The 22614-nt window shown below is 30.4% G+C and carries 17 protein-coding genes; 1 reads left to right on the plus strand and 16 read right to left on the minus strand.

Going from position 1 to position 22614, the window contains the following annotated elements:
• Window positions 1-149: 149 nt before the first annotated feature.
• The 16 genes from B3W71_RS08620 to B3W71_RS08695 form a co-directional block, all read right to left on the minus strand.
• Entirely contained in the window at window positions 150-1289 is a 1140-nt protein-coding gene (locus tag B3W71_RS08620; RefSeq protein WP_346888531.1) for an alanine/ornithine racemase family PLP-dependent enzyme, read from the minus strand.
• 237 nt (window positions 1290-1526) lie between these two features.
• A complete protein-coding gene (locus tag B3W71_RS08625; protein WP_346888532.1) occupies window positions 1527-2975 on the minus strand; it encodes a PLP-dependent aminotransferase family protein in 1449 nt (482 codons plus the stop codon).
• Window positions 2976-3116: 141 nt separating this feature from the next.
• Complete coding sequence (locus B3W71_RS08630; RefSeq protein WP_346888533.1) at window positions 3117-3578, minus strand: hypothetical protein; 462 nt, start codon at window positions 3576-3578, stop codon at window positions 3117-3119.
• A gap of 237 nt (window positions 3579-3815) precedes the next feature.
• Window positions 3816-4994: an O-antigen ligase family protein gene (locus B3W71_RS08635; protein WP_346888534.1), complete on the minus strand. Its 1179-nt coding sequence runs from the start codon at window positions 4992-4994 to the stop codon at window positions 3816-3818.
• Window positions 4995-6317: 1323 nt separating this feature from the next.
• Window positions 6318-7562: a phosphoribosylamine--glycine ligase gene (gene purD, locus B3W71_RS08640; RefSeq protein WP_346888535.1), complete on the minus strand. Its 1245-nt coding sequence runs from the start codon at window positions 7560-7562 to the stop codon at window positions 6318-6320.
• 31 nt (window positions 7563-7593) lie between these two features.
• Complete coding sequence (purH, locus tag B3W71_RS08645; RefSeq protein WP_346888536.1) at window positions 7594-9108, minus strand: bifunctional phosphoribosylaminoimidazolecarboxamide formyltransferase/IMP cyclohydrolase; 1515 nt, start codon at window positions 9106-9108, stop codon at window positions 7594-7596.
• 7 nt (window positions 9109-9115) lie between these two features.
• The gene (purN, locus tag B3W71_RS08650) at window positions 9116-9730 is read right to left on the minus strand and encodes a phosphoribosylglycinamide formyltransferase (protein WP_346888537.1); all 615 of its coding nucleotides are present in this window, start codon (window positions 9728-9730) and stop codon (window positions 9116-9118) included.
• Window positions 9718-10716, minus strand: coding sequence for a phosphoribosylformylglycinamidine cyclo-ligase (gene purM / locus B3W71_RS08655; RefSeq protein WP_346888538.1), 999 nt, complete (start codon window positions 10714-10716; stop codon window positions 9718-9720). The genes purN and purM overlap by 13 nt, the downstream gene beginning before the upstream one ends.
• 16 nt (window positions 10717-10732) lie before the next feature.
• A complete protein-coding gene (gene purF, locus B3W71_RS08660; protein WP_346888539.1) occupies window positions 10733-12157 on the minus strand; it encodes an amidophosphoribosyltransferase in 1425 nt (474 codons plus the stop codon).
• A 37-nt stretch (window positions 12158-12194) separates the two neighbouring features.
• Window positions 12195-12896, minus strand: coding sequence for a phosphoribosylaminoimidazolesuccinocarboxamide synthase (gene purC, locus B3W71_RS08665; RefSeq protein ID WP_346888540.1), 702 nt, complete (start codon window positions 12894-12896; stop codon window positions 12195-12197).
• Complete coding sequence (gene purE / locus B3W71_RS08670) at window positions 12896-13375, minus strand: 5-(carboxyamino)imidazole ribonucleotide mutase (RefSeq protein ID WP_346888541.1); 480 nt, start codon at window positions 13373-13375, stop codon at window positions 12896-12898. Before purE ends, purC begins: the two co-directional genes overlap by 1 nt.
• A 24-nt stretch (window positions 13376-13399) precedes the next feature.
• Window positions 13400-17170: a phosphoribosylformylglycinamidine synthase gene (locus tag B3W71_RS08675; RefSeq protein WP_346888542.1), complete on the minus strand. Its 3771-nt coding sequence runs from the start codon at window positions 17168-17170 to the stop codon at window positions 13400-13402.
• Window positions 17171-17509: 339 nt separating this feature from the next.
• Entirely contained in the window at window positions 17510-18457 is a 948-nt protein-coding gene (locus B3W71_RS08680; protein WP_346888543.1) for an ROK family protein, read from the minus strand.
• Between the two features lie 20 nt (window positions 18458-18477).
• Window positions 18478-19251: a YdcF family protein gene (locus B3W71_RS08685; RefSeq protein WP_346888544.1), complete on the minus strand. Its 774-nt coding sequence runs from the start codon at window positions 19249-19251 to the stop codon at window positions 18478-18480.
• Between the two features lie 4 nt (window positions 19252-19255).
• On the minus strand, window positions 19256-19672 hold the full coding sequence (locus B3W71_RS08690) for a VanZ family protein (protein WP_346888545.1): 417 nt from the start codon (window positions 19670-19672) through the stop codon (window positions 19256-19258).
• A gap of 49 nt (window positions 19673-19721) precedes the next feature.
• Entirely contained in the window at window positions 19722-21119 is a 1398-nt protein-coding gene (locus B3W71_RS08695) for a Sapep family Mn(2+)-dependent dipeptidase (protein WP_346888546.1), read from the minus strand.
• Window positions 21120-21574: 455 nt separating this feature from the next.
• Here B3W71_RS08695 and B3W71_RS08700 point away from each other — a divergent pair.
• Window positions 21575-22614, plus strand: a 1040-nt coding sequence (locus B3W71_RS08700) for an aminopeptidase (RefSeq protein ID WP_346888547.1), incomplete at its 3' end; no start/stop codon positions are given.

Raw genomic sequence — 22614 nt, forward strand, 5'->3', positions numbered from 1 at the left:
CCAACTGAGCTAATGACACATATCCTTGTCACAACTACTATTATATTAAGATTATTTAATTTTGTAAATAAATATAGATATATAAAATAGGTATTTGAAAATCTATTTTATATATCTATAATAACTACAATACAATATATTTTATCTATCTAATATACAAAGATTCTATTCACATCTTTAGAGCCACTAAGATATAATAAATGTGGATAATATATATTAAATTCTATAATATCTCCAATTTTATAATTAGTTTGACAATTTTCTATATCTATAATTAAATGATCACTACTAGCGCCAATTACCTCTATATTTTTATCTTTAGGTATTAAAGTATCTACAGAAACAAAGTCCTGCTTGCCTATTGCCAATAATGCTCTCCGTCTTTCTCCTCTATCCTCATAGGTTGGTGTATTCCCAAAAGCATCTATAAAAATTTCACCTATTGGATGGGATGGCTTATCTTTAACCTCTACAATCTGTGCCTTCAGTATAAATGAATCTTGATGAAGCATAGACATATCGTACTTCCAAAAATCATCTAAATCTTTAGCAACTAATATACCTTCACCTATTCTTAAATTATTGATTTTACTAGGTATTTTTCCATCCCAAATTAAAGTTAAAGAAGAAGTAGCTCCTCCTGATATCACATCTAATTCTCTACCAATTAAAGATTCAATTTTTTCTGCTACATCACATAGTTTTCCTAAGTTATCTTCTGTAGGTTTTACAGAGCCATAACATCCTAAATTAGTTCCTATTCCATAAAGCCTTAGATTATTTAATTCTTTCTCCACATATAAGGCTAAGTTTAAGAATTCCTCCTGGTCCACAACACCTTCTCTTAAGTCACCTAAATCCATCATCAAAATAACCTTATGAGTTTTGTTTTGATTTTTACATTCTTCATTTATTTTTTTTAAGGTTTCTATTTCAGAATTCAAACTTATATCTGCATACTCTACCAACTGCTTTATTTCACTATGCATAGGTATTCTAATAAGCATAATGGGTTTTTCTATACCTTGTTTTCTCATAGCTATAACTTGATTAATTCTAGATGTAGCAAGATATTTGCACCCTGCTTTATCCATTTCTGATACCACTTGAGGCATAGCATGTACAACTTTAACTACTCCTGCCACAGAAATTCCTTGGTTTTCACATAAGTCTACCACATATTTAGTATTTTCATATACCTTTTTTAAATTTACCTCTAATGAAGGAAATCCTTCCTGTTCCTCTATACTTTTAATATGAATATCATTAATTAAAGTGTTTTCTAACATAGTATCCTCTCCAGTCCCCAATTATAAAGATACCTAATTTAAATTAGTTTTATTTAACAGCTGCTATCTTATTTATATTATAAGAAAATTCACTTAACATCTCTCCATCCATATTAATTTAAATGAACCCAACCAAAAACCGCCCATAACACAACCATATAATTGCGTTATGGGCGGCTCTTAAGAATCAACTATAATACTTAATTAATCATATATATTACAAATATATTGATGAAATTAACTTTTAATTAACTCTTTAATAAGTAATGATAACTTAAACAAACCTTCCTCTAGCTCTCTTATGGGTGCATAAGAAAATGAAATTCTTAAAGAATAATTAAAGTTAGAATCATATATGTATCCAGGGTATAATAAAATTCCTATTTTACATGCTTCATCAAAAAGCTTATACATACCTATTTTATATTTTAAAGTAATCCATACATAATATCCACCTGAAGGTACATCCCATGTAGCTATATCCTTAAAATATTTATTTAAGGCATTTACTGTTACATCTCGCCTTATAGATAACTGTTTTCTTATCTCCTTTAAATGTTCGTTATACAATCCAGTTTCTAACCACTTTCCTACAGTAATCTGTGATAAAGAGCTAGATCCATAATCTGTTTGCATCTTTATATCACCTAATCTCTCAATTACCGGTTCAGGTCCTACAATCCAACCAATTCTTAGTCCTGGACATAATGTCTTAGATACGCTTCCAACATATAGCACTAATCCATTAGTATCTATGCTCTTAATAGGACTAGGTGGTGGTGCGTCAATCCACAGCTCTCTATACACATCATCTTCTATAATAGGTAACTTTTCCTTCTGACAAATTTTTAATACTTCTTTCCTTCTTTTTTCTGACATAACTATAGAAGTAGGATTTTGAAAGTTCGGTATAGTATATAGTATAGATGGCACATGCTTTTTAATGTAATCAGGAATTAAATTAGCTACAACTCCTTCACTATCCATCGGTATTCCGCTTCTCCTCATATCCAGGGATTGAAATGTTTGAAGTGAGTACATGTATGAAGGGTTTTCTAACAACACTGTTGATCCCTTTTGTAATAAGCCCATAGATATTAGCTGTATTGCTTGTAATGCTCCAGAAACAATTAGTATAGAAGATGGTGCTGCATCTATTCCAAAAGCTTTTAAATATTGGCTTACCTGCTCTCTAAGATAAATAGTTCCACTAGGACCTTCATATCCGAGATTGTCTATATCTTTAGCTACTTCATTTAATATTATTTTCATATTTTCTTTTGGAAATAATTCTGAAGATGGCTCTCCTGTGCTTAATCGGATATAATCATCTCTAAACTCAAGAGTATTGATTTTCTTAATGGTCTTAACATTTGGAATGTGAATTCCCTCATCAATATAAGACTTCCAATCCGGTTGTATGTTAGCTAGTAAAGGTGATACATTATTTACTATTTTAGTTCCGCCTTTACCTTTTCCTTCCAAAATACCTTCTGCCTTTAATTCATCTATAGCTGATACAATAGTACTTCTATTTACATTAAAACTTTTAGCTAAATCTCTTTGTGTAGGAATCATAAATCCTACTTGCCATTCTCCACTTATTATTTTCCCCTTAAAATAATCTATAATTTGAATATATAGGGGTTTCTCTAAATTTTTATCTGGTTTCCAATCTATGTTCATTATAATTTTCACCCCTCCAAATATCTATTAAATAAATTTACTTATTTATATATTAGCTTAAATATTATCTTTTTTATAGTCCTTTATAAAAGTAGAGCTTAATTATCCAATGATAATTAAGCTCATATATGTTTAATCTTTTTATAAGACTTGTATTTCCATCTCTTTTCTTTCTAAATAGTTACATATGGATTTGAAATCATCTATCCAATGAATCTTAGCAAGTTCCCGTAAATCTAAAATTATACCTGTACTTTTGTGTTTAATATATTCCATATTATAAATTTCCGTTTCTACAAAACTATCTATATAATTATATATACAAGGAACAAATTTGTCCCAATTCTGTTCAAAGTATTTAGTTTTTGCGTAGCATAATCTATTTATATGAAATATTATTCCTATAGGTGAAGTCTTCATAGCTAGTTTATGACTAAAATATTCTTGATTAGGATATTTAGGTTCTATTCTTTCCCAATATAAGTTTTCATTAGGATGCAAGTTGAATTTATCAATTATCCTACATTTTTCCTCTCCCAATTCTTCTCTCATAATCTTTTCTCTATTAGATTGCCCCATATCTCTTAAATATTCTAGATTCATAATGTAATGCCCCCCATTTAATCTTTTATAAAATGTAATACATTATTCTTAACCTTATTTTATTTCTTTATATAATAATTTACCAATATTAATTATTGATAAATATAATATTACTTATAGATAATACTGATATAATTAGTATTATATTGGTGCTTAGTAATTAATTTAATATAAAAAAGCTTTTATGAAGGATTTCTACCTTCATAAAAGCTTCTAAACAAAATTTAAATTTAATAACTATACTGCTATACTTCTTCTCTTTGGAAACACATTAACACTCTCTTTTGCTAAAGTCGTAATTATGGATGATGATCCAATAAACAATATTCCTATTTGTGGAGTTATTATTGTAAAATCAATAACTCCATGAATTAAAACAATTGTCTGCATTGCCATAAGCAGAGCTACACTACTATATCCTGCTTTATAAAGATAAATCAAATTTTTATATATATTTGCTCTCATATATAGGTAACCCAAAAGTCCAACTACTCCTAAAGAAGTCAAAAATGATAGCCAAATATTATGAGAATGATTAATAACATCACTATATCTTGAAAATTCATTACCATGCTCTATAGTTCCTAACATTCCCCACCCAGTTAAAGGTTTTTCTTCTATCATTTTTAAGGATCCTCTCCAAATCTCTTCTCTAGTATCAAAAGATCTTTCAATGTTATGTCCTGTAATCTCTTGAGATATATCAGATACCTTAGGAGGCGTAAATCCAACTACTCCTATAACTAAGGCAATAGCTAAAATTACTATTAATTCACTCTTACTTCTTTTTAACTCCAATAAGAATAATACACCTAACGCAAACAATAATCCAACAAAAGCACCTCTTGATCCTGTGAAACAAAGATTTATTACGAAAAGAGTTGTGGCAAAGTAATATGGTATCCTTTCTTTAAAGTTTTTGTTGTTAGAAGCATAATATATAGTCATTATGATCATAGTGGCAAACCAGTCACCCGCTATGTTAGGGTTTCCAAAGGTACTAAAAATTCTATGATCAGTTGAAATACTAAGTGGTAACCCTAAGACTTTTTTCCAAAGTTCCATAGGAAAATATGCAAAAGTAACCTTTTCTATTATTCCAATAATACCTGAAAAAACCGAGAACTTAATTAAATAGTTACATATTATTTCCAACTTTTCTTCTGTCTTACAATAATTTTGTAAGACTACACTTATCGTAAAGTATAAGAAAAATACTATGGAAACAGCTGTAGACATAATACTTTTATTTAGAAGTCCAACTAATAAAGACCAAATGAATAATAGAATCAATCCTATATTCCAACTATTTTTTTGTATTTCCTCTCTCATTCTTATTACCTTATAAGTAGTATATACTCCAATAAATAATGCAGTATATGGAGACATAATAATTAATAATATTAAATTGAACATACTCTTCACCTTTATTTTCCCATATATAACATACTATGTTATTATTATGAAATTTAATTTATAGCTTTGTATAAAAAATGTATTTTTGTTATCTTTCATGCATATATATTTTACACAATTTTCATCAGTTTGTTAATATTATTTTACATTTTTTAGTATTAATATGTAAGTACATAAGTATACATACTGATTATAATACATTATGTGCTTATTTATTTCAACAAAAAAAATATATTGTAATAAATTCTTAAGAACTTTTTTACTATATATTATCAGATTTAAAGTTGCTTCATATACCTTTAAACATATAAAATGCTAATTTATTTAAATCACAAAGAATACAACAAAATAAATAACTTAGACCTTTGTAAACTAATCATAACGACACAAATAACTTGAAAAGTTGGTTTGTTTCTATGAATAGTATTAGCAATAAATCAATAATTAAAACATTAAATAACTATCTTTCTCAATATGCAAATATATTTTATAAAAAAGTTTTAAAAACTCTACTATGATAATTATTGCAATGTTTTATATTGAAAATGTTCGTTCAATTAAATTTCTTTATAAAAAGTATTGAAACTGCTGTTTAAATAGATTTTACTTTTTTTGATGGTAAAAGCTTTGATATATCTAAGCTTACAGTGAGTACACTAAAGTTGAAATAAGCATACCGACATCATTCTTATTGGAGTCATGAGATTTCATACTCTATTAGAGTATATATTGGTTTTGGTAGTTTTATTGATGTTTACAGGGCTTTTTTAGATACTCTTTTAAAAATAACCATAAGAAAAGTATGACATTTACTATGCCTCGTAAAATCCATAAACGAGTGGTTAAGGGTAATGAAAAAATGAATATCCCAAGAACAAGTATATGTTATTGATAAAATAGGTAATATTATTATGGAACTCATATGTAAATATAGAATAAAGCATACATATTTAGAAATGTTCTTTAAAATATAAAAAATCAAAAGAAATGGGGCAAAGATGTGATATTCAAAATATATGATACAAATTTGTAATATAGACATCAACAATTATTTAACAATCATTTTTAATAAAATGTGAATTAAGAGAAGCCATTTTGGCTTCTCTTAAAAATTGTCATATTATCAACACTGTTCTTAAACATAGGATATAATAAAAACAATCTTTTTAAAAGTAATCACTTACTTTTAAAAACCCGAACTACATATATATCTTATAAGACATATTCTAAGTTTAGAAGATAAAAATTTAGCTCTTGAAATAAAGAAATATATTAATGAAAATTTTAATAATAAAATATCTATTAATTTTTTGTTACTAATGTTTATTTACCAATATCTTTTCTATAATACATTCCATTAAAGTTTACTTGAGAAAGGCCTTTATATGCCTTCTCTATAGCTTCTGACAAATTCTCTCCAAGTGCTGTAACTCCTAATACTCTTCCACCACTTGTAATTAATTTGTTAAAAATAACCTCAGCTCCAGCAATAAATACTTTTTCACTACAGCTCCCAATACCAGTAATTAATTCACCTTTTTCATATTTCCCTGGATACCCCTTTGAAGCTCCTATAACACAACAAGCCGTCATTGGCTTAAATTTCACCATATCCCTACTAAGTTTTCCCTCTATAGCAGCCTCAATTATATCAAGAAAAGAACTTTCCATAAGAGGGAGTACAACTTGTGTTTCCGGATCTCCCATTCTAACATTATACTCTAATAGGTATACTCCTTTTTTACAAATCATCAATCCAAAGAAGATAATTCCTACATAATCTAGACACTCTTCCTGTATTCCTTTAAGGGTTGGATTTAAAATATCCTCTTCAAAAGCTTTTAAAACCTTATCATCACAATATGGATTCGGAGCCACAGTTCCCATACCACCAGTATTAGGCCCCTTATTATCCTCAAATATGGTCTTATGATCCTTAGAGGATATAAAAGGAATTATAGTATTTCTATCAACAATACTTAATATTGAAGCTTCTATACCCTGCAAAAACTCCTCTATAATAATTTCCTTTCCTGCTCCTGCGAAAGTATCATTAACCATAAAATCATTTATGGCTTTAATACCCTCTTCCATAGATTCAGCTATAATAACACCCTTTCCAGCTGCAAGACCGTCCGCTTTTATAACTATTGGATATTCAGCTTTTTCCAAATACTCTATCGCTTTCTTTGAGTCATTAAAAGCTTCATAGGCTGCTGTTTTAACCCCATATTTTTTCATGAACTCTTTTGCAAAAGTTTTACTTCCTTCAAGAGTTGCTGCTTTTTTACTTGGACCAAATATTTTTAGATTATGGCTTTTAAATAAATCTACTATACCACTACAAAGATATACTTCTGGCCCAACTACAGTTATATCTATAGAATTGTTTAGAGCAAACTTTAAAAGCTCTTCACTATCTGTTATATTAATATTTTCACATTTATTCTCCATGAAAGTTCCACCATTTCCTGGAGCACAATATATTTTTGTAACCTTCTCATCCTCTGCAAGCTTCCATGCTATAGCATGTTCTCTTCCACCATTTCCTATAACTAAAATTCTCATAAAATCACCTCAAGTTTCAACTTATAAGGTACTAATGCTTAAAATGTCTAATACCTGTAAAAATCATAGGTATACCATATTCATTACATGCATCAATACTTTCTTGATCTCTCATAGAACCACCAGGTTGAATTATTCCTTTTATATTATGATTGTGTGCTTCATCTACACAGTCTCTAAATGGGAAATATGCATCAGATGCCAGAATTACTCCGTTTCCTGATCTATCTATCGCTTGTGCTGTAGCCCAAATTCTATTTACCTGTCCACCAGCTATCCCATTAGCCATGCCATCCTTAACTACTACAATAGCATTAGATTTAACATATTTACAAATCTTCATACCAAATATCATATCATCTATATATTTTTTTGAAGGTTGAGCTTCTGTAACTACATTTAACTCTTCATAAAGCTTTTTATCTACGTCCTGAACCAATATTCCACCATCTACAGAAATAACTTCCTTTTCATCACTTGGTCTGCTAGTACATTTTATCACCCTTAAATTTTTCTTTGCTTTAAGAATCTCCAAAGCCTCATCTTCAAATTCAGGTGCAATGATAATCTCTAAGAAAGTCTTTTTCATTTCTTCTGCTGCTTCTTTAGTTATTTTAGTATTAAGTGCTACTATACCTCCAAAGATTGAAATAGAATCACAACTATAAGCTTTTACATAAGCATCTAAAGCAGATGTTCCTACTGCAACTCCACAAGGTGTATTATGTTTTAAAGCACAGCATGTAACTTCTTCAAAGTCATTTACTACCTTCCAAGCTATATCCATATCCTTTATGTTGTTATATGAAAGTGCCTTTCCATTTAATATTTCTATATTGTTAAGCATTCCAGTTTTATTTGTGTTAGTAAATACTGTAGCACTTTGATGAGGATTTTCTCCATATCTTAAATCATCCATCTTTTCATAGGATAAAGCTAAATATTTATTTGAAGTATTCTCCTTATTCTCCATATGATTTAATAAGTATTCACATATTGCACTGTCATATGCTGTAGTCAAATTAAATACCTTCATAGCAAGATATTTACGAGTTTCAAAGGAAACCTCTCCCTTTGCCTTCATTTCTTCCATAACTACCTTATAATCTTCTGCATCACTTATCACAACTACATCTCTAAAGTTCTTAGCAGCGCTTCTAAGCATTGTAGGTCCACCTATATCTATAAACTCTACAGTTTCTTCAAATGTTAGACTCTCATTAGCTTTTTCAAAGAAAGGATATAGATTAACACATACTAAGTCTATGGTCTCAATTTTTCTTTCTTCTAAAGTCCTCATATGCTTTTCATTATCTCTAATAGCGAGTATACCACCGTGAATTATAGGATGTAGAGTTTTTACTCTTCCGTCTAGCATTTCTGGTGCATTTGTAACTTCTGCTACTTCTTTAACATCTATATTATTCTTCTTTAAAAGATTATAGGTACCTCCAGTAGATATGATTTCTATTCCTTGCTCTACTAAGAATTTTGTGAAATCTACAACTCCATTTTTATCGTAAACACTTATTAAAGCTCTTTTCATAACTTCATTACTCCTTTATAATAACTTTTCTGTCCTCTACAACAATCCTATGCTCACTTATAAGCTTTATAGCCAAAGGTAATGCTTTATGCTCCTCTTGCAGAACTCTTCTTTGTAGCTCTTCTGGAGTATCATCTGCATACACCTTTACTACATTCTGAAGAATTATTGCTCCTGTATCTGTATTTTCATCTACAAAGTGTACCGTGCATCCACTAACCTTCACTCCATAATTTATAGCTGCTTCATGAACTTTAATTCCATACATGCCTTTTCCACAAAAGCTTGGAATTAGTGAAGGATGAATATTAATTATTTTATTTTTAAAGCTTTCTATTAATGGAGAAGAAATAATTGATAAATATCCTGCAAGAACAACTAGATCCACTTTATCCTTTAATTCTTCATAAATTTTATTACTTAGCTCTTTTTTATATATTTTTCTATCTAAAACTAAAGTATCTATATTATGTGCTCTAGCTCTCTCCATTCCAAAGGCTCCTTTCCTATCACTGATAACATATTTAATTTTTACATCCTTTAAATATCCATTTTCAATACTATCAATGATAGACTGGAGATTAGTTCCTCCACCAGAAACTAATACCGCTATATTAAGCAAACTCCTCCACCTCCAGCTTGTACTATACCCATTTCATAAGCATCTTCTCCAAGGGCTTTAAGTTCACTAATTACATCATCCTTGATTGAACTGTCTACCGCAAGAACCATACCTATTCCCATATTAAAAGTATTAAACATGTGATATTCGTCTATTCCTTTATCAATTAAATACTTAAATATAGGCTGTCTTGGGAAAGAGTCCTTCTTAATTTCCGCTGTGAAATTTTCTTTAAACATTCTTGGTATATTTTCATAGAATCCACCACCAGTTATATGTGCCATTCCATGAATATCAAACTTCTCCATAAGTGCTAACACTGGCTTTACATATATCTTTGTTGGCTCTAATAAAATTTCACCTAGAGTTCTTCCTTCAAGGACTTCATCATAATTTGTAACAACTTTTCTTACCAATGAATAACCATTACTGTGCACACCAGAAGAAGTTATGCCTATAAGGGCATCTCCTTCTTTAATTTTGCTTCCATCTATAATTTTATCTTCATCCACGATTCCAACAGCAAATCCAGCAAGGTCATAATCTCCTAAATCATACATTCCCGGCATTTCTGCTGTTTCTCCACCAATAAGTGAAGCATAACTTTGTAAGCACCCCTCACTAACACCCTTTACAATATCACTAGCTATAAGAGAATCTAATTTACCGCAAGCAATATAATCTAGGAAAAATAAAGGCTTAGCACCATGACATAGAATATCATTAACACACATAGCTACACAATCTACACCAACTGTATCAAACTTTTTAAGCTTGATTGCAATCTCAATTTTAGTTCCTACTCCATCTGTACCAGAAACTAGTACAGGTTTTTTATACCCCTCAGGAAGTTTTACCATTCCTGCAAAGCTTCCTATTCCATTTAAAACTGATGAAGTTAAAGTTCTAGCTGTATACTCTTTCATAAGTTTCACAGCTTTGTAGCCTTCTTCTATATTGACTCCTGCATCTTTATACGTAATCATCCTATATCACTCCTTGCTATATTTTTACTGGTGCTGAAATTGGATACTCTCCATCAAAACAACCACAACAAAATCCATGGTCACTTCCAAGACAATCTAGCAAATCTTTTTTTGAAAGATATACTAAACTATCAGCTCCAATTACTTCCCCTATTTCTTTTTCGTCCATTTTCTCACCTATAAGCTGACTTCTATAAGGTATATCAATACCATAGTAACAAGGATATTTAACCTTAGGAGAGCAAACTCTAAAATGAACTTCAGCAGCTCCAGCTTCCTTAAGCATAGCCACTAATCTTTTACTAGTAGTTCCACGAACTATAGAATCATCTATTAAAACTATCCTTTTTCCAATAACATTTTCTTTTATAACATTAAGCTTAACGTTTACTGATGCTTCTCTCTCTTCTTGAGTTGGTGCTATAAAAGTCCTACCAATATACTTATTTTTAATAAGTGCCATATCTATAGGTATTCCTGAAGCTTTTGCATATCCCATAGCAGCTGACATACCTGAATCTGGAACTCCAACTACTATATCAGCCTCTACTGGAGCCACTTCGTATAATTTAATACCGGCCTTATATCTAGATTGATTAACACTAATTCCATCTATAACACTATCTGGTCTTGCAAAATATATATATTCAAAGGAACAAGTAGCGAGCTTAGATTTTTCACCAAACTTAATGGATTTTACACCTTCTTCATTAATTACAACTATCTCACCTGGTTCCACATTTCTTATAAATTCAGCTCCTGTAGCATTTAGAGCACAACTTTCGGATGCTAATATATAACTTTCATTTACTTTTCCAAGACATAGTGGTCTAATTCCATATGGATCTCTAACTCCTATTAGTTCATTTTCAGTTAATATTACAATAGCAAAGGAACCTTTTATAGCTTGCATAGAATCAATTACACTTTGAAGTATTCCTTTCTTAGAACCTCTTGATATAAGGTTAATAATTACCTCAGTGTCAGTAGATGTTTGAAACATACATCCGGAATCTTCTAAAAGCTCTTTAATTATATCTGCATTAGTTAAGTTTCCATTATGGGCGATGGCAATGTTTCCTAGCTTAAATTTCCCCATAAGAGGTTGGGCATTTTTCACTGAACTATCTCCTGATGTAGAATATCTAACATGTCCAATTGCACTATGCCCATTTAACCCCTTTAGAATTTTCTTACTAAATACTTCAGATACAAGTCCCATATCCTTATGACAATGCATATCACTTCCGTCAAAAGTTGCTACTCCTGCACTTTCTTGACCTCTATGTTGAAGGGCATAAAGACCATAATAGGTCCTTTTTGCCACATCTAAATTATCTTTTTTGCTATATATTCCATATATTCCACATTCATCGTGGAATTTATCTTCATCATAACACTCATATCCGTCATAAATAGAAGCCTTAAACTTAAAATCCATTACTGTTTCCTCCTAAAAAATATCCTTGCTAGTGATCTTATTTAATTCTTTCAAGTACCTTTGTATATCCTTCTACTAAATCTCCTAGTTCTCTTCTAAATCTATCTTTATCAAGCTTTTCTCCAGTTTTAAGATCCCATAATCTACATGTATCTGGCGAAACCTCATCTGCCAATAATATTTCTCCATTAAGCTTTCCAAATTCTAGCTTAAAGTCTACTAACTTTATATCTTGTTTCAAGAAAAATTCAGTAAGTATTTTATTTACTTGAGATGCTTGTTCATATATATAGTCGAGCTCTTCACTTGTAATTATATCTAATGCAATGGCATGATAGTCATTCATTAAAGGATCTCCTAAATCATCGTCTTTATAGCTTATTTCAAGTACTGTAGTCTTAAGCTCTGTGCCTTCTTCAATCCCATATCTCTTAGCCATACTACCAGCTGCTATATTTCTTACTATAACTTCTAGTGGAATTATATCTACCTTTTTACATATTTGCTCTCTATCACTGATTTTTTTTACAAAGTGAGTTTTTATTCCTTTTTCATTTAGCATTTCAAAAATTATAGAACTAATAGTGTTATTAAGAATTCCTTTTGAAGATATTGAAGCCTTCTTTTCACCATTAAATGCTGTAGCATCATCCTTGTAGTAAACTAATACCTCATCTTCTTTTTCAGTTTTAAATATTCTCTTTGCCTTTCCTTCATAAATAAAATTTTTCATATCCATTATAATTCTACCCCCACTTCATTTTCTTTTATAAAATTTTCTTTCATATTCTTTCTGTATTCACTTAATTTATTCTTAATCTCTGGATACTTTATTGAAAGCATTTGTACCGCCATCATTCCACCATTATAACTATTATTTATTCCTACAGTAGCTACTGGAATTGACTTTGGCATTTGCACTATTGAATAAAGAGCATCAAGTCCACTAATAGCTGCATTTATTGGAACTCCAATTACCGGTATGATGGTTTTTGAAGCTATAACGCCTGGAAGGTGAGCTGCTAATCCCGCTCCAGCTATTATTACTTCACATCCCTCTTCTTCTAAGTTTTTTAGAACTTCTGTTAGTTTTTCTGGAACTCTGTGAGCTGAGAGAACATAGGCTTCAAAGGGAATATCAAATTCTCTTAAGCATTTTGCTGCACCCCTCATTACCTCAGTATCAGATTTACTTCCAAATATAATTGCTACTTTCATTTAGTACTCCTCCAAATTTAAATTTTATTTAAAGTATTTAACTCCACTTTCAAAGATTTTCATGTCGTGTTCACCTAACACATTTTTAATAACACCATTTCCAATTCTCTCACTATGAGCCATCTTTCCAAATACTCTTCCATCTATACTTGTAATTCCTTCTATTGCATATGCAGATCCATTTGGATTAAAGTTTATATCATAGGTTGGATTTCCACTATTATCTACATATTGAGTTGCAACTTGACCATTTATAAACAATTCTTTTACTATGTTTTCATTAGCAATAAATCTTCCTTCTCCGTGAGAAATTGGTACTTTATAGATTTCACCTTCTCTACATTCACTAAGCCATGGAGATTTATTACTTACTATTTTAGTATTTACCATAGTGCTTTGATGACTTCCGATTAGATTGTGAGTTAATGTTGGACTATTCTCTTCAATGTCTCTTATCTCTCCATATGGTACAAGTCCTAATTTTATAAGGGCTTGGAAGCCATTACAGATTCCTAGAATCAGTCCATCTCTATTATTTAATAACTCCATAACAGCATCTTTAATTCTTGCATTTCTAAGTATAGCATTTATAAATTTCCCTGAACCATCTGGCTCATCCCCTGCTGAGAATCCACCTGGTAGCATAATTATTTGTGACTTTTTAATTTCCTTCTCCATATCTAAGATAGATTGCTCTATATGCTTAGGAGATAAATTATTAAATATTAAAGTTTCAACCTGTGCTCCTACTTTTGCAAAAGCTCTTTCACCGTCATATTCACAGTTTGTACCTGGAAATATTGGGATAAACACCTTTGGCTTTACAATCTTAATCATTGGTGATATTTTTATATTCTCATTTCTTTTACTTTTATCATTTAATATTTCATCTTTCATCTCAAGATTATTTAATTTATTATTTTCATAGTTCTTAATAAATATTTCTTTAAGTCCCTCTTCATACATAGCTGCCAACTCATTTAAGTCAACTTTTTCATTCGATTTAATTACTAATGCTTCTTTTATTGTTTCTCCAAGACAAATAATGTTCTTATCTTCAACATTTAATTCCTTATTAACTTCTAATATTATAGAACCATATCCAAAACTTTGAAGTTGCTTCATAGATATTTTCTCATTTAGTTCAATACCTATGTTGTTACCAAAGCACATTTTAGCAAGAGTTTCTATAACTCCACCATAGTTTATACTACCGCTAGATAAAACTTGTCCCGATTTTATTAATTTATTTACTAGCTTATAGTTATTATTTAGCTCCTTAAAGTCTGGGGCAAAATCCTCTTTTATAGGTGTATTTACCACTATAACTTTACTTCCTACTTTCTTAAAATCGTTACTGATGGTACTCTCTATATTTCCTGTGGTTACAGCAAAGCTTATTAATGTAGGTGGAACTTTTAATTCTTTAAAGGTCCCTGACATACTATCCTTACCACCTATAGCTGCTATTCCTAAATTATGCTGTGCATAAAGTCCACCTAGTAATGCTGCAAATGGTTTTCCCCACTTTTCAGGGCTATCACCTAGCTTTTCAAAATACTCTTGGAAGGAAAGGTAAATTCCATTCAAATCTCCACCTAAAGCTACTAATTTAGTAACACTTTCTACTACTGCATATAACGCTCCATGGAAAGGGCTCCATGATGAAATTTTTGGATTAAACCCATGAGTCATTAAGGCTGTAGTCGTAGTTTCGCCATTGTCTACAGGCATTTTTAATACCATACCATCCACTTGAGTCCTTTGCGTTTCTCCTCCATATGGCATTAATACAGTATTCCCTCCAATAGTAGAATCGAATATATTCATAAGACCCTTTTGAGATGCAACATTTAAATCCTTAACAACATTTTCGAAGGTTTCCTTTAACGATGAAGTAGTATCCCTCATACTAAAATAATTTTCCCCTTCTATTGGTGCAGTAACGTAAACTTTTCCATAGGTACTAGCCCCATTTGTATCTAGGAAGTTTCTCTTTATATTAACTATATCTTTTCCCTTCCACGACATAATCATAGCTTTCTCTTCAGTAACAGTTGCCACTACTGTGGCTTCTAGATTTTCTTCCTCACAAAGAGTCATAAATTTCTTTACATTTTTTTCTTCTACAACTACTGCCATTCTTTCTTGTGATTCTGATATAGCTAATTCAGTTCCATCTAATCCATCATATTTTTTCTTAACTTTGTCTAAGTTAATTTTAATACCATCCGCAAGTTCTCCTATAGCTACAGAAACTCCACCAGCACCAAAATCATTACATCTTTTTATCAGTGTTGTAACTTCATTCTTTCTAAATAATCTTTGTATCTTTCTCTCTGTTGGTGCATTTCCTTTTTGAACTTCTGAGCTACAATTATCGATGGATCTTTCATTATGTTCTTTTGATGAGCCTGAAGCTCCTCCAATTCCATCTCTTCCAGTTCTTCCTCCAAGCAGTATTACTACATCTCCTGGAGTAGGCACTTTTCTAATAACATTTTTAGCAGGAGCTGCTCCAAGAACTGCTCCAACTTCCATTCTTTTAGCCACATACCCTTCATCGTAAATTTCCCTTACATAGCCTGTAGCTAATCCTATTTGATTTCCATAACTACTGTATCCTCTTGCTGCCTCCTTAGTAATTTTTCTTTGTGGAAGCTTTCCTACTAAAGTTTCTTCTATGGCCATTCTTGGATCTCCAGAACCAGTAATTCTCATAGCCCCAAATACATAACTTCTACCTGATAAAGGGTCTCTTATTGCTCCTCCAAGACAAGTTGAAGCTCCTCCAAATGGCTCAATTTCTGTTGGATGATTATGGGTTTCGTTCTTAAACATTAGGAGATATTTCTCTAATGCTCCATTCACATCAACGTCAACAACTATACTGCATGCATTTATTTCTTCTGATTGATCTAACTTTTGAAGCTTTCCATCTTTTTTTAGCTTTTTCATAGCTATAACTGCCATATCCATTAAAGTCATTGGCTTTTCTTTATCTTCATATACTTCTCTTCTGTAATCCTCATATACTTTAAACCCTTCTTTAATAGGCTCCATATACTTTCCTTCATCGAAATCTACATCTGTTAGTACCCTTTGAAATGTAGTATGCCTACAGTGATCTGACCAGTAAGTATCTAGTACCTTTATTTCTGTAATAGTAGGGTTTCTATTTTCACTTTTAAAATAATCTTTTATTAAAACTATATCTCCTGTATTAAGGGATAACCCTCTTTCCTTTATAAAACCTTCTAATTCATCTTCCTTCATGTTTATGAATCCATCTATTATCTCTACATCAGATTGCAATTTCTGCGTCTCCATTATAGTTTCTTTTTTATTTAATGAACTTTCCTTAGAATCTACAGAATTAATATAGTAACTTTTTATTCTTTTAAGTTCCTCTTTAGTAATGTCTCCATATAAAGCTATCACTTTCGCAGTCTTAACTTGTGGAGCTTCCTTTTGAGTGATTAGTTGAATGCATTGAACCGCCGAATCAGCCCTTTGATCATATTGACCCTCATGATACTCAACTACAAAATATTTACTTCCTTCTAAATCTATATTTTCCTCATATATATTATCAGTATTTTTTTCACTTAATACCGTATATTTTATCGCTTCTAACTCTTCCTTTGTAATTCCACAAATGTCGTACTTGTTTATCAATCTTATTTTATTAATACCTTTAATAGATAATAAATTTTTAAACTCCCTTAATAATTCTTGTGCATCCTTATTAAATTCCGATTTTTTTTCAACGTAAATGGTGAATATTTTATTCATCTAACGTATCCCCCTTCAACATATACGAACATTATATTTAAAAGTATATTTATTATTCGTGTTTATTTATATGATAATACAAAATTGAAAAAAAATAAACCTTTATTTGAAAACTTCATATATTTTTTATATGTGCTACACATATAGTACAATTTTAGATTTTTCTGAAATATTTTATGAATAATTTATGAATTGTAGAAGATTAATACATAAATATCCTTATCATAGATATATTTAAAATTATAATTATTGAAAATAAATTCTTTATTATGAAACAAAAAGTACCTATGGAAATTTTCTATTTATTCCATAAGTACTTACTTATTAAATATTTATTTATCACCTATATCTACATAATGCAGCTGCTCCTATAATTCCACCATCATTTCCAATCTGAGATAATACAATTTTCCCAGTATTCATACCTTTATAATAAGGTATCTTTGACACCTTATATTTTATTATGGAAACAAGATATTCTCCTGCTGCCGAAAGCCCACCTCCTATTACGAAGACTTCAGGATCTATTATAGAAATAATGTTCATAATCCCTATTGCTAAATAATTTGTCATTCTATCAATTACTTTAACAGCTATATTGTCTCCAGCTTTAGCCTCATCAAATATAATTTTACCATCAATACTATTCAAATCTCCATTAACCCTAGTTGTAATAGTTGAATAATTTCCTTCTTCTATCAATTTCCTTGCATAGTTTATTATAGCTGTAGATGAGGAAAAAGTCTCTAAACATCCATTTCTTCCACAATTACAGTGATAATAATTTTCACCTACTATCATATGTCCAATTTCAGACCCTATCCCGTGAAACCCATCGTATACCTCTTCGTTAATTATTATTCCTCCACCAATACCTGTACCTAAGGTTATTAAAACTCCCGTCTGGTACCCTTTCATAGCTCCAACTACTAGCTCTGCTACTCCTGCTACGGTAGCATCATTACCAACTGAAACTGGAATATTCAGCTTATTTTCAATAATTCCTTTAACGTCTACAGTCTTCCACCTTAGATTTACGCAATCAATGACAATTCCACTTTTTGGATCTACTATTCCAGGTACACCTATTCCTATTCCTTGAATATGATCCTTTGATATATTATTAATACTTATAACTCTAGAAATTAAAGCTACAATATCCTCAACAATTTCATTGAATTCTCTTTCTCTTCTAGTAGGAATTGAATCTTTGTATATTAACTTATTTTCATTATCTACCATACCAATACCTATATTAGTGCCACCTAAATCTATTCCTATATACACCTAATTCCCCCCTATTAATTCTATTTAATATAGTGATAAATTAATTCCTTTATACAGGCAAAGCTTTCTCTTACATAAAAATTTAATGCTGTAACTATTTCATTTGGAGCACTATAACAATATATATTTAATCCAGTATTAGTACCTATGTATTTAGCTCTAAACATGTGAAATCTATTGGTTATCAATGTAACGCTTATATCTTCTTTGGATTCACTATTATGTTCCTTATTTTTATTTTCCATTATTTCTTTTGAAAACTTAAAATTCTCATAGGTATTAGTAGACTCTTCTTCCATTATTATATTATTTTCCTTTACTCCATTACTTACTAAGTATCTCTTCATAGCCAGAGCTTCAGTAATATCTTCTCCTTTACCCATACCACCACTAACTATAATTGGTATGTTACTGTGAATTCTATTGAATTCTATGGCCTTATCTAATCTAAAGCGTAAAGATTTAGATATCTTCTCCTTGTTTAGTCCAGCACCTAATACTAATACATAGTCTGTAGCACGATCATCCTCTATAGTTCCAGTGTATATAATTAAACCTTCTAAAGTTAAGAAAATTATAAGTCCTATAGAAATAAATATAGCTAATATCCTTACTAAGGAATGTCCTATAAGATTGCTTTTTAACATCTTATAAATTATATAGCTTAATATGGATAAGGCCAACCAAAATTCTGCAAAGGCTGCATGGAAACTAACTATTGTTAAAATAAAGTAGTATATGATAGCAAACCACCCTATGTATGCAAATATATTATATAATTTTAATTTTTCCATGAAATTATCCTCTTTTCACAATCTTTATATGAGTAGTTATATGATTGGCTAAAAAAAATGTAAGCGCACCACTAAAATCAATAAGTACATCTTTCACCTCAGAACTTCTCCCCATAATAAAACTCTGTAAAAATTCATCACTTAAAGCTACTAATATGCACATTAATAGAATAAAAGAATGATTTCTCTTATCCGTAAAAGCTCCATAGGTGGCTGTAACTAAACCACTCAATATTAAATATTCCGTAAAATGAGCTCCCTTTCTAACTATTACAGTCAACACTTCTTCCTTAGACTCATCTAAATTAAATGTGTTCAATACCATATCTACTATTCTAGAGCTAGATTTTGAAGATTCCTCTGATGGCTTAGAGGACATATAAAATATAAAGCTAATCCACAATATTGTTACAAGTAACAATACATATTTCTTCTTAATAAGACCCCACCCCTTTCAATAGTTTTAAATCCTATTTTAATAATTCATATATAGCCATAGCATATATTTCTATTAAATTCATTAATTCATCTATAGTGACAAATTCATCAATCTCATAATCTAATTCTTTATTTTTAGGAAGTATCGGACCAAAGGATACTGTATTGCTCATAACCCTTGCATAGGTTTCTTTCCATGTCACATAAGGTTGTGATTCTTCATCTCCAGTAACTTCCCTATATACCTTCATAAGTTTTTTTACCACGAAACTATCTTTAGAAAAGGAAATTGCCCTAACATGGTTTGTGTTATTTATCTTAAGTGGAGAATACTTGAATCCATTTTTAACAAGTTCCAACACATCACTATAAACATACGAAATTGGATAAGTAATATTTACTTTTATACAAACTCTATCATTATTTAAATCTATGGTGCTCACATTGAAAGTAAATTCTCCTGAATCTTCATCATGTAATTTACAGTTTATTCTTTCTCCATTATAAGAAGTACAAATTAATCTATTATATTCATGAATAAATTCCTTTTTGTCTATGAATTCCTCAAAGCTTGCAAGAAACTTCAGTCCATAGGATATAGCATTTATACCTTTATTCGGGTTTCTACTATTAGCTTTCTTACCTATAAATTCAATATTAATAAGTTTATTCTGACTGTGGACTTCATAATTTATATTCTCAACCTCTGAAAACCTTTTTAATTCAGCTTCAATTTTATCCTTAAATATATCATCACAACTTAGTATAATGCTTGCTTTAGAAGGTACAGTATCTATACTATCTCCTCCAATTATTTGCACTATATTAATAGGCGCATCATAGTCACTAGAGAACTCCATTTGAAGATCTAAATTCATGATTCCTTTTTCTCCATATATTACAGGAAACACACCATCTGGAGTAAACCCTATATCCGGAGCTATTTCATACTCTTTATAGTAATTTATGCTCTTTATTCCAGTCTCTTTATCTGCTCCAATAATCATTCTAACTTTTTTGGTTTCTGGAATTAACTTTTCATCCTGTAAGAATTTCATCGCATATAAACAAGCTATTAAAGGGGCTTTTCCTTTTACAATACCTCGTCCATATATCTTGCCATCATAAATTTCTCCTGAAAAGGGTGATTTTGTCCATCCTTCTCCCTCTTCATTTACATCTACATGACATAAAATACCTATTGTATAATCACCGTATCCAGCATCTACCTGACCACAATATCCACAAAAATTTTGGACTTTAAAATCCATTTCTTTCCCTTTATCTAATACATATCTAAGGCTTCTATTCACCTCTTCTCCAAAAGGCATATTAGGCCTTTTCTCAGCAGCTACACTTCTTATTTTTACTAACTCTACCAAATCTTCTATTATATAATCTTTATTTACCTCTATATGTTCCTTAAACATAACTTAACTTTAGAAGTATGTACTAACCAATAAGCACATACTTACTAAAGTTCACCTCCTTATATTTTAAAAACTTTCATAATTTACAATAAATTCACTTTAAACCTATTTATTGTGCTGATAAATTATCATTATATATGACCCCTATTAAATTCCTTCTTTCTATGTTATAACATAAATATTCTCCATATGAAATACTCTTATACAACCTTTATATGATTTTTATAACATAACTTTCTTTATGTATAACTAACACTATAAAATAACTGTATTCTATTATGCTCACAACGTATTATTTCTTTCATTTATGGGTATGCTATTAAAATCTATGATATAAGTATAAATTTATCTAGAAATTTAGTAATTTTACATATATAATGGAAATACATAGAAAGCTATTGTATTAGAATAATCTAAAACTATTCTTCAACTAATAAACGGAGGATCTAAGTAATATGAAAATAAATGATGAAATCTTGAGAAAATATGCAAAGCTTAGCGTATCCATTGGTGTAAATGTACAACCTAATCAAATCCTTGTTATAAAATCACCTGTAGAATGTTTTAACTTCACAAGAATGATTGTTGATGAGGCCTATAAGGTTGGTGCAAAAGAGGTTATTGTTCATTGGAGCGATGAGGAATGCGGTAAACTTAAATATCTTAATTCCCCAATGGAAGTTTTTGAATCATATCCTGATTGGATGAAAGACTCCATGCTAACTTATGCTAAAGACGGTGCTTGCTTTTTAAGTATCAGTGCATCAAATCCTGAACTATTAAAAGATGTTGATCCTGCTAAAATTGCAGCTTCTCAAAAAACTTCTAGTATTGCTACAAAAGAATTTAGCGAAAGACTTATGAGTAACAAAAATTCTTGGTCTGTAATAGCCATCCCAACTAAAGGTTGGGCAACTAAGGTATTCCCTAATATATCTGAGGAAGAAGCAATGAATAAACTATGGGAAAACATATTTAAAATAGTGCGTGTAGACAAAGATGATCCAATTGAAGCTTGGAATTATCATAAGAAAACTTTAATTGAAAAAATAAACTATCTTAATAATAAAAATTTTAAAGCCCTTCACTATACTAATTCCTTAGGTACATATTTAAACCTAGAGCTTGTTGATAATCACTTATGGGTAGGTGGTGCAGAATATACTCCTGAAGGCATAGAATTTATTGCCAATATGCCTACAGAGGAAATTTTCTCAATGCCAAAGAAGACTGGTGTTAATGGTAAAGTCTTTAGTTCAAAGCCTCTAAATTATGGAGGTAATCTAATTAACAATTTCTCTCTTACATTTAAAGATGGAAGAGTCATTGATTTTGACGCTAAGGAAGGTTATGAATCTCTAAAATCTTTAATTAATATTGATGAAGGATCTCACTACCTTGGAGAAGTTGCTTTAGTCCCATTTGATTCACCTATTTCCAATTCAAATATAGTGTTCTTTAATACTCTATATGATGAAAATGCTTCATGCCACTT

The organism is Clostridium sp. UBA1056 (assembly GCA_002316385.1).
Taxonomy (GTDB): domain Bacteria; phylum Bacillota; class Clostridia; order Clostridiales; family Clostridiaceae; genus Clostridium_J.